The organism is Herbidospora mongoliensis (assembly GCF_001570545.1).
GTDB lineage: Bacteria > Actinomycetota > Actinomycetes > Streptosporangiales > Streptosporangiaceae > Herbidospora > Herbidospora mongoliensis.
This window is the reverse complement of sequence record NZ_BBXD01000010.1, coordinates 47239-60161: the sequence shown is the minus strand read 5'-3', so window position 1 is coordinate 60161 and position 12923 is coordinate 47239. Positions and strand designations below refer to the sequence as shown.

At 65.1% G+C, this 12923-nt stretch carries 9 protein-coding genes; 8 read left to right on the top strand and 1 reads right to left on the bottom strand.

The window, feature by feature from the left end:
• Nucleotides 1–137 precede the first annotated feature (137 nt).
• Complete coding sequence (locus AW272_RS09125) at nt 138–1100, bottom strand: zinc-binding dehydrogenase (RefSeq protein WP_066362704.1); 963 nt, start codon at nt 1098–1100, stop codon at nt 138–140.
• Nucleotides 1101–1363: 263 nt separating this feature from the next.
• Between AW272_RS09125 and AW272_RS09120 the strand changes: the two genes are divergently transcribed.
• The 8 genes from AW272_RS09120 (at nt 1364) to AW272_RS09085 (ending at nt 12906) form a co-directional block, all read left to right on the top strand.
• Nucleotides 1364–2473, top strand: coding sequence for a trypsin-like serine peptidase (locus AW272_RS09120; protein ID WP_066362702.1), 1110 nt, complete (start codon nt 1364–1366; stop codon nt 2471–2473).
• A 226-nt stretch (nt 2474–2699) separates the two neighbouring features.
• Nucleotides 2700–3815 (top strand): trypsin-like serine peptidase, encoded by a 1116-nt coding sequence (locus AW272_RS09115; RefSeq protein WP_066362701.1) that lies wholly within the window; start codon nt 2700–2702, stop codon nt 3813–3815.
• Nucleotides 3816–3906: 91 nt separating this feature from the next.
• Nucleotides 3907–5100, top strand: coding sequence for a trypsin-like serine peptidase (locus tag AW272_RS09110; protein WP_066362700.1), 1194 nt, complete (start codon nt 3907–3909; stop codon nt 5098–5100).
• Nucleotides 5101–5365: 265 nt separating this feature from the next.
• A complete protein-coding gene (locus AW272_RS09105) occupies nt 5366–6565 on the top strand; it encodes a trypsin-like serine peptidase (RefSeq protein WP_066362699.1) in 1200 nt (399 codons plus the stop codon).
• A 362-nt stretch (nt 6566–6927) separates the two neighbouring features.
• Entirely contained in the window at nt 6928–8193 is a 1266-nt protein-coding gene (locus AW272_RS09100) for a trypsin-like serine peptidase (protein WP_066362698.1), read from the top strand.
• A gap of 398 nt (nt 8194–8591) precedes the next feature.
• Complete coding sequence (locus tag AW272_RS09095; protein WP_066362696.1) at nt 8592–9770, top strand: trypsin-like serine peptidase; 1179 nt, start codon at nt 8592–8594, stop codon at nt 9768–9770.
• Between the two features lie 381 nt (nt 9771–10151).
• Nucleotides 10152–11369 carry a trypsin-like serine peptidase gene (locus tag AW272_RS09090; protein ID WP_066362694.1) on the top strand — a complete coding sequence of 406 codons (1218 nt, stop codon included), beginning with the start codon at nt 10152–10154 and terminating at the stop codon, nt 11367–11369.
• 325 nt (nt 11370–11694) lie between these two features.
• The gene (locus AW272_RS09085) at nt 11695–12906 is read left to right on the top strand and encodes a trypsin-like serine peptidase (protein WP_066362693.1); all 1212 of its coding nucleotides are present in this window, start codon (nt 11695–11697) and stop codon (nt 12904–12906) included.
• Nucleotides 12907–12923 lie beyond the last annotated feature (17 nt).

The window sequence follows — 12923 nt, the reverse complement described above, 5'->3', positions numbered from 1 at the left end:
CCCGCCCGCCGCCTCCGCACCTCCCCGTAACCTGCGCCAACCGCCCGCTCCCGCACCGCCCGCCTACGGCAAGCTCTGACCGGAGACAAGCCGAGCGCCCCGGCCACAGTCATGGCGGCCGGGGCGCTCCACTCGTCCTAGAGAGTGAAGACGATCTTTCCGAACACGTCGCCCCCGGCCATGGCCGCCACGCCCTCGCGGGCCTCCGTCAGCGGCAGGACCCGGTCGACCAGCGGGCGGACCCCTGTCTGGTCGAGGAGGATGGCGAGCCGTTCGAGCTGGTCGCGGGTGCCCATCGTCGAGCCGATGATCTGCTTCTGCAGGAAGAAGACCTGAGCCAGCTTGGTGGGAGCCACCATTCCGCTGGTCGCGCCACAGATCACCACCCGCCCGCCGGGCCGCAGCGACGAGATCGAGTGGTCCCAGGTCGCCTCGCCGACGCTCTCCATCACGGCGTCGACCCGCTCGGGCAGCCGCGCCCCGGTCTCGAAAGCGCGGTCGGCGCCCAGTTCCAGCGCCTTGTCGCGCTTGTCCGCAGACCGGCTGGTCACCCAGACGCGATGTCCGGCCGCCCGGCCGAGCGCGATCAACGCCGTCGAGACGCCTCCGCCCGCGCCCTGGACGAGAATCGTCGACCCCGGCTCCAGGCCCGCCTTCTCGAAGAGCATCCGGTAGGCCGTCAGCCACGCCGTCGGCAGGCACGCCGCGTGCTCGAAGCTCAGCCCGGCCGGTTTGGGCACCAGGTTCCGCCGGGGCACCACGACCTTCTCGGCGAAGGTCCCCTGGTGGAGTTCGGACAGCAGCGTCCGCCGGGGGTCGAGGGTCTCGTCGCCGTTGACCGGCTCGCCGATCACCGCGTAGACGATGACCTCGTTGCCCGCCTCGTCGACACCCGCCGCGTCGCACCCGAGCGTCATCGGCAGCCGGTCGGGACTGATGCCGATCCCGCGGAGGGTGAACACGTCGTGGTGGTTGAGCGCGGTGGCCCGGACCGTCACCGTGGTCCAGCCGTCGGGGACTGCGGGCTCGGGCCGCTCGCCCACGGTCAGACCCTTCAGCGGGTCGTTCGGATCGGTCTGCGATGCCGTGACTGCGATCATGGCAGAACATTACCCGACCCCTGTTACGAGAGTGACGAAAGGGATCGAAACCCGCCGCGAATAATACGTAAACCGAATTGGCAAACCAGGGATCACCTGCGGAAACGTCATTCATAACAGCAGCGCATGAATAACGGTAAGGCCAATTGACCCAGTGCTCTCGTTATATCTGAGGCGTTACCCGTGATCGCGTCATTAACGTTCGGAGCTGTTTCCACGTATTTGGGACGCACCCTCAATTCGTCCCAACGGAAAGGACTTCGATGATCTCCCGAGCACGACGCCTCTCCATCCCGCTGGCCGGCGCGCTCATCGCGTTCGGCGCGGTGGGCACGGCCTCCTCGGCCACGGCCACGGCCCCCAGCGACGTCACCCAGAAGGCGGCCCCCACCACGGCCGCCGCCGCGGCGAACTTCTGGACCCCCGACCGGCTCCGCGCCGCGAAGGACCGCACCGAAGAGCTGGGCAACGCGGTGATTGGCTCGGGCCGCCCGAGCAACGCCGAGCCCGACGGCAAGGCCGGAGTGGTCCCGCCGATCGGCGGCGAGAAGAAGGCCACCCCGGCCACCAAGCAGGTCAACCTGCCCAACACCGTCGGCCGGGTCTTCTTCACCCTGCCGGGCAAGAACCCGCTGGACCCGAAGAACTGGAAGTACTGCTCCGGCACGTCCATCCAGGGCAAGTTCCGCAACGTCGTGGCCACCGCCGGGCACTGTGTGTACGACCCGGCCAGCAACCGCTTCTACGACAACTGGGTTTTCATCCCGTCGTACTGGGACGGCACGCAGGCGTGGGACGGCAAGGCCCCCTACGGCATCTACCCCGCCACCTGGTACCAGGCGCACGACGACTTCGTGGTCAAGGAGGACTTCGACTACGACTACGCGTTCGTCAACGTCGCCTCCGGCTACAAGGCCAGCTGGGAGAAGGTGGACGGCAAGTACAAGCTCGTGAAGACCGCCGTCGGCCGCCTCGGTGACAACGTCGGCGGCCAGGGCTTCACCTGGAACCGCAGCACCAAGACCAACGTCTTCTCCTTCGGCTACCCGGCCGGCCCCCACCCGGACGGCGACCGTCCGTTCACGGGCAAGACGATGAAGTGGTGCTACGGCCAGACCGCCTCCATGCCGGCCGCGCCGAAGTTCAACGTGCAGGAGCACGTCGGCATCAAGTGCGGCATGACCGCCGGCGCCAGCGGCGGCCCGCTGCTGTGGAACTACAAGAGCAAGACCCGCACCGGTTACCTCTACGGCGTCAACAGCATCGCCTGGGACACCGACGGCAACGACCGGTACGACCGGCTCTCCTCGCCCTACTTCAACAGCGAGACCTACGACGTCTACAAGGTCGCGGCGAACCGCTGGACTGCGTAAACGGCCATGAAGCACCGGTGCCCGGGAGACGATCCTCGTCTCCCGGGCACCTGCTTTTTACACGGGCCGTAGCCTGGGACCGGTGTACTCGGACGCCAAAGGGACCAGATCGGTTCCCTCGAATTGATAACGAGACAGCCAAGAACCTGTGCCTGGTCACTGGTGATCTGGAAAAATCACGCCTTACGATCGATACCTCCGTCACGCGAGACACCCGAGAGGCCCCATGTCCAGGCGGATCACCCTTGCAGCGGGCGGCGTCGCCGTCGCGCTGGGTGCCGCCGCGCTGCTCTCGGCCTGGAACCCCGCCATCGCGCCGGCCGCCACCGCGCCGCGGTCCGCGCCCCTGATGGAGGTCTCCGCGCAGGAGGCCGCGCCACCGCCGGAGAAGCACTTCGGCAAGGGCGTGATGGGCTACCCGCTCGCCGCGGTCGGCGCCGACATGCAGAAGGTGGCCGCCTACTGGACGCCCGCGCGGCTGAAGGAGGCCAGCACCTACGTCCCGGCCTCCAAGCCGTCGGCGGGCGTGAAGCAGACTCCCTCGATGGCCGAACTCTCCGAGGACACGGCCCTCCTCAGCGCCCCGGCCCAAGCCGCCGCCGCCTCCCCTCAGCCGATGGTCGGCAAGGTCTTCTTCAAGCTGGACGACAAGGAATATTGGTGCTCGGGCTCGGTCGTCCACTCCAAGAACCGCAACCTGGTCGCCACGGCCGGCCACTGCGGCTGGTCACTGGGCCAGAACAAGCCCGTGGAGAACTGGATCTTCATCCCGTCCTACGCGAACGGCTCCACCGACGCCGGCATCTACATCGGTCACACCCTCTATCTGCATGAAGACTTCTCGGGCGCCGGCGACTACGACCGCGACTACGCCTTCGTCACCGTCTACCGGGGCTTCACCTGGAAGGGCGCCCAGCGCGTGCAGGGCGGCCGCCTCGAGGACAAGGTCGGCGCCTTCCAGTTCTCCTCGACGAAGGGCCGCTCACGCCCGGTGTCGGTGTTCGGCTACCCGGCCGGCGCCCACCCCGACGGCTCCCGCCCCTTCGACGGCCAGACCGTCCGGTCCTGTTCCGGCACGACCACCGCCACCCCCGCCTCGGCCCCCACCTATCTCCTGGAGAACGGGGTGCTGCTGAACCCGTGCCCGTTCACGGCGGGCGCGAGCGGCGGCCCGTGGGTGCTGGGCTGGAACCCGGTGAAGAAGACCGGGTTCCTCAACGGCGTGACCAGCCTCACGTGGAACATCGACGCCGACGGCAAGCTCGACGCGGCGTCCTCCCCCTACTTCAACGTGATCACCGCGCGGGTCTACCAGCAGGCCGCCAAGCAGGCGACCAGCTAGATAGCGCCCTGCAAGCGCGAATAAAGCAGAGATAAAGCGCAGGAATCTACCTTCATCACAGCACACCCTCTGTAATGAAGGAGCATCTCTGATGCGATCCCGAGCGAAGCACCTCGCCCTCCTCGGCGCGACCGCCGGTCTCCTCGGCGCGGGCCTGGCCGTCCCGTCCGCGGCCAGCGCCGCCCCCGACGAAGCGTCCGACCCCCTGGCGGGCAGCGGCATCGCCGCGTGGAACGTCGTCGCCTTCTGGTACGGCCAGGCCAAGGCCAACCTGAACGCCGCCACCCCCTACGACGTCGAGACGAAGGTCGTCGCCAAGCACCTGTCGAAGGGCGGCCCGTCCGCCGACGGCAAGCCCGGCCTGGTCGCCCCGATCGGCGGCGCCGGCGCCACCACGTCCAAGAACGTCAACCTGCCCCGCACCACCGGCAAGGTCTTCTTCCTGGACGACGACAAGAACCCCCGCTGGTGCACGGCCACCTCGCTCCAGTCGAAGTACAAGAACCTGGTCGCCACCGCCGGTCACTGCGTCTACGACGTGGAGTCCAACGCCGCGACCCTGAAGTACTGGGTGTTCGTCCCGGCCTTCTACCAGGGCAAGACCCCCTACGGCGTCTACGTCGGCAAGCAGGCCTTCACCCACTACGACTTCGACGTCTACGAGGACTTCGACCGCGACTACGCCTTCGTCACCGTCTACAACGGCCTCAAGGCGCCCCATGACGGCGGCCCGCTCGACGGTGACTGGAAGAAGGTCTCCAAGAGCGAGTGGGACAAGTACCGCTCCTACGGCACCTACCCGTGGATCGTCAGCAAGTACACGAAGAAGATCGGCTCCAAGTACTACATCTGGAAGTTCGTCGACGCCGGTCGCCTGGGCGACAACGTGGGCGGCCAGGGCTTCGCGTACAACCAGAAGAAGAACGTCAAGGACTACGTCTTCGGCTACCCGAGCGGCTCGCACCCCGACGGCAACCACGCCTACACCGGCCAGACCCAGAAGTGGTGCTACGGCACCACGTTCCCGGCCTCCGCGCCGGAGATCAAGGCGGAGGAACTGCTCGGCGTGAAGTGCAGCTTCACCGGTGAGGGTTCCTCGGGTTCGGCCTGGATGTTCAAGTACAGCAACACCAGCCGCAAGGGCTACCTGAACGGCGTCACCGCCGCGGTGTCCGACACCGACGGCAACGACCGCATCGACGTCAGCCTCTCGCCCTACTTCGACGGCGAGACCTACGGCATCTACAAGCACGCGGCGAACCTCTGGTCGGGTTCGATCGCCTGACGCCTCCACGAGCACCCGGGCCTGGCCGTTCACGGCTGGGCCCGTTTTCATGCCAAGAGGAATTAGACGCAGATAGCCGGATTTCGGTGCCATCATTTTTTGTGATCTGCGTCACACCATGATCACGATTCGACCACCTCCAGTAAAGTCCCCACCTGCGGCAACATGTGCACAAGAGCCCCAATAGCCCGGTGAAGGCGCTTTGGACATGCGTGACATCCCACGTACTGTCCTGACGAATCCTTTACCAACGCATGGAGCACCCTTGAAGCGCACCCTCGCCCTCACCGGCGTCGCAGCCGGCCTGCTGGCCTCCGCCCTCGTCACCCAGCCCGCTTCGGCGGCGGGCGACGTGGCGAGCGACCCGCTGGCCAAGACCTCCCTCGCGGCGAAGAACGTCGTCGCCTACTGGTTCGCCAACAAGTACGCGAACCTGGTCGGCTCGACGCCCTACGACGCCGAGACGACCCTCAAGGTCAGCAAGCACGTCTCGACCGGTGGCCCCGCCGCCGACGGGAAGGCTGGAACGGTCCCCGCCATCGGCGACGAGTCCAAGCCCGCCGGGTCGTCCAAGAACGTGAACCTCCCCCGCACCACCGGCAAGGTCTTCTTCCGCGGCGGCGACGGCAAGCCGCACTGGTGCACCGCCACCTCGCTGCAGTCGAAGTACAAGAACCTGGTCGCCACCGCCGGCAGCTGTGTCTACGACACCGAGACCAACAAGGCCACCCTCGACTACTGGGCCTTCGTCCCCGGCTACTACCAGGGCAAGACCCCCTGGGGCATCTACGTCGGCAAGACCGCCTACACCCACTACGACTTCGACGTCTACGAGGACGGCGACCGCAACTACGCGTTCGTCACCGTCTACAACGGCCTCAAGGCCCCTTCCTCGGGCCTGCCCGCCAAGGGCAGCGAGTTCGCGAAGTGGATGCGGACCGAGAACACCAAGGAAGTCTCCAAGTCCGAGTGGGAGACCTACAGCAAGGAAATCCGCTCGCCGGGCGCGGTCAAGGGCAAGTACTACGTGGTCCGCTTCACCGACGCCGGTCGCCTCGGCGACAACGTCGGCGGCCAGGGCCTGGCCTACAACCAGAAGATCGGCTCCTCGGTCTACGTGTTCGGTTACCCGAGTGGCTCGCACCCGGACGGCAACCACGCCTACACCGGCCACACGCTCAAGTGGAGCTACGGCAAGACCTTCAAGGCGAAGGCGTCTGCCGTGAAGGCCGAAGAGCTGATCGGCGTCAAGTCGTCGTTCACCGGTGAGGGCTCGCTCGGTTCGGCGTGGCTCTCGCAGTACAAGAGCACCCGCCGTCTCGGCTACCTCAACGGCCTGACGAGCGGCGTTTCTGACACCGACGGTAACAAGCGCATCGACACGTCGGTCTCGCCCTACTTCGACGGTGAGACCTACAGCGTCTACAAGGCCGCCGCGAACCTGTGGAGCGGCTCGATCGCGTAGTCCCCTAGCGATGCGAAGGCCCGGCCGTCACGGCCGGGCCTTTTGCTGTTCGCGCCCGGTTCCATTGATCTCATGTGATTTACATCACATTCACAGGGTCTTCCCAGGAACCTGTGGTTTCCTACGCGCTTTTGCCCTCACGCGCCGGGGGGCCAGAGCTGCGCTTCTACCCCTTCAGGCTCATTGACAAGCCCATCAACAGAAGGTCATTCGCATCACAGTGACATCTCCATGACTCAGCGCCATAAGCGGAGCTCAGGCATCCCTTCAGCCACAAAGATCACGGCTGTATGGTCCCCTCATCCCTTTCCTGACGCATGGGACGCAAGATGCGGCCCACGTACAGACCAAGGAGTTCCCCCATGAAGCGCACCCTCGCCCTCGGTGGCGTGGCGGCCGGCCTGCTGGCCTCCGCCCTCGTCACCCAGCCGGCTTCCGCCGCCGGTGACGTCGCCAGCACCCCGCTGGCCTCCACCGGCATCGCGGCCCAGAACATCGTCGCCTACTGGACGGCCTACAACCAGGCCAACCTCGTCGGCGCGACCCCTTACGACGTGGAGACCCAGGTCGTCGGGAAGCACGTCTCGACCGGTGGGCCGACGGCCGACACCAAGCCGGGCATCGTCCCCGCCATCGGTGACGAGAAGAAGGTCGCCAGCACCTCGAAGAACGTCAACCTGCCCAAGACCACGGGCAAGGTGTTCTTCCTCGGTTCTGACGACAAGCCGCACTGGTGCACCGCCACCTCCGTCCAGGCCGCGTACAAGAACCTTGTCGCGACCGCCGGTCACTGCGTCTACGACGTGGAGACCAACTCGGCGACCCTGGACAACTGGGTCTTCATCCCCGGTTACTACCAGGGCAAGACCCCGTGGGGCATCTACGTGGGTAAGCAGGCCTTCACCCACTACGACTTCGACGTGTACGAGGACGGCGACCGCAACTACGCGTTCGTCACCGTGTACAACGGCCTGAAGGCCCCGCACGACGGTCCCGCCTACACCGACCGCGACCACCCCAAGCAGCCGAAGTGGGTCAAGTTCCCCGGCGACGGCGGCGAGGGCTGGGAGGACCTGGGCGGCTGGGCCGAGGTCACCGAGTCCGTCTACAACGACTACTACGGCAAGGACACCTTCAAGGGTGACGCTGCCAAGGTTTGGTCGAACAAGACGAAGAAGTACCACTACTTCGTGTGGAAGTTCATCGACGCCGGTCGCCTCGGTGACAACGTCGGTGGCCAGGGTCTGGCGTACAACCAGAAGGTCGGCCAGAGCGTCTACGTCTTCGGCTACCCGAGCGGCAAGCACCCGGACGGCAACCACGCCTACTCCGGCCACACGCTCAAGTGGAGCTACGGCAAGACCTTCGCGGCGAAGGCCTCGGACATCAAGGCCGAAGAGATCATCGGCGTGAAGTCCTCCTTCACCGGTGAGGGCTCGCTGGGCTCCGCCTGGATCGCGCAGTACAAGAGCGCTCGTCGTCTGGGCTACCTGAACGGCGTGACCATCGGCGTCTCCGACACCGACGGCAACAAGCGCTACGACACCTCTGTTTCGTCGTACTTCGACGGCGAGACCTACGGCGTCTACAAGGCTGCTGCGAACCTGTGGAGCGGCTCGATCGCGTAAGTGATCACCAGCTGAACGAAAGGCCCGATCGTCACGATCGGGCCTTTTGTCGTTTCTGTCGTTCCAGCGAAGGTCCGGTTAAGTCCTCAATCGGTTCCATTGATCACCTGTGATTTACATCACATTCACAGGGTCTTCCCAGATCTATGTGGTTTCCTACCGCGCCCGCAGGCATCGGATCTGACGGCATCCGAACTGCACTTCTGCCCCAGAGAACAATCTGACAAGCACATCAACATCAAGTCAGTCAGATCACGGAAAGATCTCCGAACTCATAGGCAATCGGGAACCTCAGGTATCGCTTCGGACACACGCAAGATCGGCTGTAAGGTCCACTCATCCCTTTCCTGACGCATGGGACGCAAGATGCGTCTCACGACAGACCAAGGAGTTCCCCCATGAAGCGCACTCTCGCCCTCGGTGGCATTGCGGCCGGCCTGCTGGCCTCCGCTCTCGTCACCCAGCCGGCCTCCGCCGCCGGTGACGTCGTCAGCACCCCGCTGGCCAACACCGGCATCGCGGCCAAGAACATCGCTGCCTTCTGGCTGGCCGAGTACTCCGCCAAGCTGAAGGGCGCAACCCCCTACGACGTGGAGACCCAGGTCGTCGGGAAGCACGTCTCGACCGGCGGCCCCACCGCCGACACCAAGCCGGGCATCGTCCCCGCCATTGGTGACGAGAAGAAGGTCGCCAGCACCTCGAAGAACGTCAACCTGCCCAAGACCACGGGCAAGGTGTTCTTCATCGGCGCTGACAAGAAGGCGCACTGGTGCACCGCCACCTCCGTCCAGGCCGCGTACAAGAACCTTGTCGCGACCGCCGGTCACTGCGTCTACGACGTCGTGAACAACAAGGCGACCCTGGACAAGTGGATCTTCGTCCCCGGTTACTACCAGGGCAAGACCCCGTGGGGCATCTACGTCGGCAAGCAGGCCTTCACGCACTACGACTTCGACGTGTACGAGGACGGCGACCGCAACTACGCGTTCGTCACCGTGTACAACGGCCTGAAGCTGCCCCACGGCGGCCTCAAGGACGTCAAGAGCCTGAAGGACCTCGGCGCTATCACCGAGGTGTCGTACGAGCTCGCGAAGCAGTACGACATCAAGTTCTACGACGAAGTCGCGAAGAAGTGGTACATCTGGAAGTGGAACGACGCTGGTCGCCTCGGTGACAACGTCGGGGGCCAGGGCCTCGCCTACAACCAGAAGGTCGGCCAGAGCGTTTACGTCTTCGGCTACCCGAGCGGCTCGCACCCGGACGGCAACCACGCCTACTCCGGTCACACCCTCAAGTGGACCTACGGCAAGACGTTCGCCGCCAAGGCGTCGGACATCAAGGCCGAAGAGATCATCGGTGTGAAGTCCTCCTTCACCGGTGAGGGCGCCCTCGGTTCCGCGTGGATCTCGCAGTACAAGAGCGCTCGTCGTCTGGGCTACCTGAACGGCGTGACCATCGGCGTCTCCGACACCGATGGCAACAAGCGTTACGACACCTCGGTTTCCCCGTACTTCGACGGTGAGACCTTCGGCGTCTACAAGGCTGCTGCGAACCTGTGGAGCGGCTCGATCGCGTAAGTGATCACCAGCTGAACGGAAGGCCCGGTCATTAATGACCGGGCCTTCTGTCGTTCCCGGGCTCGTTCCTTGAACGTCCGATTCGGTTCCATTGATCACATGTGATTTACATCACATTTCTAGATTGATGTCCGACTTCTTCACCATCGGTTAACACTTTCCGTCAACAACGAAACCCCGGCGGGCGTGGGCTTTCGGCGTCCGAGAGCCGTCGACTCACGACTCGACTGTGAGTCACTGGAATAACGAAGACATCACGGGCCCCTGAGGTGCGCAAACGTCTCTTCAGCCCCGCAAGATCGCGGGGGTAACCTCCGGAACATCCCTTTCCTGACGCATGGGACGCAAGAGCGGCCCACGTACAGACCAAGGAGTTCCCTCATGAAGCGCACCCTCGCCCTCGGCGGCGTGGCGGCCGGCCTGCTGGCCTCCGCCCTCGTCACCCAGCCGGCCAACGCGGCCGGCGACGTCGCCAGCGACCCGCTGGCGACCACCGGCATCGCGGCCAAGAACGTCGCGGCCCTCTGGCTGACGGAAGGCGCCGCCAACCTGATCGCCGCCACCCCGTACGACGTGGAGACCCAGGTCGCCTCCAAGCACGTCTCGACCGGCGGCCCGACGGCCGACACCAAGCCCGGTGTCGTCCCCGCCATCGGTGACGAGAAGGCCACCACCAGCACCTCGAAGAACGTCAACCTGCCCAAGACCACCGGCAAGGTGTTCTTCTCGGACGGGTTCGAGAACAAGGGCTCGAAGTGGTGGCCGAAGTGGGTCGCCAAGAACCCGCACTGGTGCACCGCGACCTCGGTGCAGTCGAACTACCGCAACCTGGTCGCCACCGCCGGTAGCTGTGTCTACAACACGGAGACCAACAGCGCGACCATGGAGAACTGGGTCTTCGTCCCGGGTTACTACCAGGGCAAGACCCCGTGGGGCGTGTACGTCGGCAAGCAGGCCTTCACGCACTACGACTACGACGTGTACGAGGACGGCGACCGCAACTACGCGTTCGTCACCGTGTACAACGGCCTCCAGCTCGGTACGGGCGCGCCCGTCGAGATCACCCAGGCCGAGTACGACACGTACCAGAAGAACGGCGGCGGCTTCACCACTCGCCGGAAGACCGAGAAGGTCGACGGCAAGTGGGTCACGAAGTACTACGCCTGGAAGTTCAAGGACGCCGGTCGCCTCGGTGACAACGTCGGCGGCCAGGGCTTCGCGTACAACCAGAAGGTCGGCCAGAACGTCTACGTCTTCGGCTACCCGAGTGGCTCCCACCCGGACGGCAACGCCGCCTACACCGGCAAGACGCTCAAGTGGACCTACGGCAAGACCTTCGCCGCCAAGGCCTCGGCCATCAAGGCCGAGGAGCTCATCGGCGTCAAGTCCTCGTTCACCGGCGAGGGCTCGCTCGGTTCGGCGTGGATCGCGCAGTACAAGAACGCCCGTCGTCTGGGCTACCTGAACGGCGTGACCATCGGCGTTTCTGACACCGACGGCAACAAGCGTTACGACACCTCGGTTTCGTCGTACTTCGACGGTGAGACCTACGGCGTCTACAAGGCCGCCGCGAACCTGTGGACCGGTTCGATCGCGTAGTGGTTCCCCAACGGAAGGCCCGGCCCTCGGCCGGGCCTTTTCGTTTGCCCGTTCCAACGCGGCCGCTTTGACGCACGAGCCCTCGAATCGGTGCCATCTTGCCGATGTGATTTACATCACATCATCACCTGTTGATAACAACCCGACCACGCCTCTGACCTCGGGTCTGACAGGTCACGGAAAGATCACGACCCCTGGAGGGTTTCGGGCACACCGAGATTAGCTACCTGGTGTGACGAACAGCCATGTAAGTTCCGGACTGCCCCTTTACTGACGCATGGGACGCAAGAGGCGCCCCACGACAGAGCAAGAGGAGTTCCCCCTTATGAAGCGCACTCTCGCCCTCGGTGGTGTGGCAGCCGGTCTGCTGGCTTCCGCTCTCGTAACCCAGCCGGCCAACGCCGCCGGTGACGTCGCCTCGGACGCCCTGGCGACCACGGGCATCGCGGCCAAGAACATCGCCGCCCTCTGGCTGACGGAAGGCGCCGCGAACCTGATCGCCGCGACCCCGTACAACGTCGAGACCACGGTCCCGTCGAAGCACGTCTCGAGCGGTGGCCCCTCGGCCGACACCAAGCCCGGTGTCGTCCCCGCCATCGGCGACGAGAAGAAGACGACCAGCACGTCCAAGAACGTCAACCTGCCCAAGACCACGGGCAAGGTGTTCTTCGCCGACGACGTCGTGAAGGACCCCCGCACCGGCAAGCTCACCGCGGTCAAGCCCCGCTGGTGCTCGGCCACCTCGGTGCAGTCGACCTACCGCAACCTGGTCGCCACCGCTGGTAACTGTGTCTACGACACCGAGACCAACAGCGCGACCATGAACTACTGGGTGTTCGTCCCGGGTTACTACCAGGGCAAGACCCCGTGGGGCGTGTACGTCGGCAAGCAGGCCTTCACGCACTACGACTACGACGTGTACGAGGACTCCGACCGCAACTACGCGTTCGTCAACGTGTACAACGGCATCGCTCTCGGCCAGGGTGCGCCCGCCGAGATCACGAAGGCCGAGTACGACACGTACGTCAAGAACGGCGGCGGCTTCCTCACCCGCACGAAGACCGAGAAGGTCGACGGCAAGGACGTCACGAAGTACTTCGTCTGGAAGTTCAAGGACGCCGGTCGCCTCGGTGACAACGTCGGCGGCCAGGGCTTCGCGTACAACCAGAAGGTCGGCCAGAGCGTCTACGTCTTCGGCTACCCGAGTGGCTCGCACCCGGACGGCAACGCCGCTTACTCCGGCAAGACCCTCAAGTGGAGCTACGGGAAGACCTTCGCCGCCAAGGCCTCGGCCATCAAGGCCGAGGAGATCCTGGGCGTCAAGTCGTCGTTCACCGGCCAGGGCTCGCTGGGCTCGGCGTGGCTGACGCAGTACAAGAACACCCGCCGTCTCGGTTACCTGAACGGCGTGACCATCGGTGTCTCCGACTCCGACGGCAACAAGCGCATCGACACCTCGCTGTCGTCCTACTTCGACGGCGAGACCTACGGCGTTTACAAGGCCGCCGCGAACCTGTGGACCGGCTCGATCGCCTAGTCGATCCGCGTAGCGTC

Coding starts and splice junctions, on each gene's coding strand:
- AW272_RS09090 (WP_066362694.1), top strand. CDS start 10,152: ATGAAGCGCACCCTCGCCCTCGGCGGCGTGGCGGCCGGCCTGCTGGCC.
- AW272_RS09110 (WP_066362700.1), top strand. CDS start 3,907: ATGCGATCCCGAGCGAAGCACCTCGCCCTCCTCGGCGCGACCGCCGGT.
- AW272_RS09085 (WP_066362693.1), top strand. CDS start 11,695: ATGAAGCGCACTCTCGCCCTCGGTGGTGTGGCAGCCGGTCTGCTGGCT.
- AW272_RS09125 (WP_066362704.1), bottom strand. CDS start 1,100: ATGATCGCAGTCACGGCATCGCAGACCGATCCGAACGACCCGCTGAAG.
- AW272_RS09120 (WP_066362702.1), top strand. CDS start 1,364: ATGATCTCCCGAGCACGACGCCTCTCCATCCCGCTGGCCGGCGCGCTC.
- AW272_RS09095 (WP_066362696.1), top strand. CDS start 8,592: ATGAAGCGCACTCTCGCCCTCGGTGGCATTGCGGCCGGCCTGCTGGCC.
- AW272_RS09115 (WP_066362701.1), top strand. CDS start 2,700: ATGTCCAGGCGGATCACCCTTGCAGCGGGCGGCGTCGCCGTCGCGCTG.
- AW272_RS09100 (WP_066362698.1), top strand. CDS start 6,928: ATGAAGCGCACCCTCGCCCTCGGTGGCGTGGCGGCCGGCCTGCTGGCC.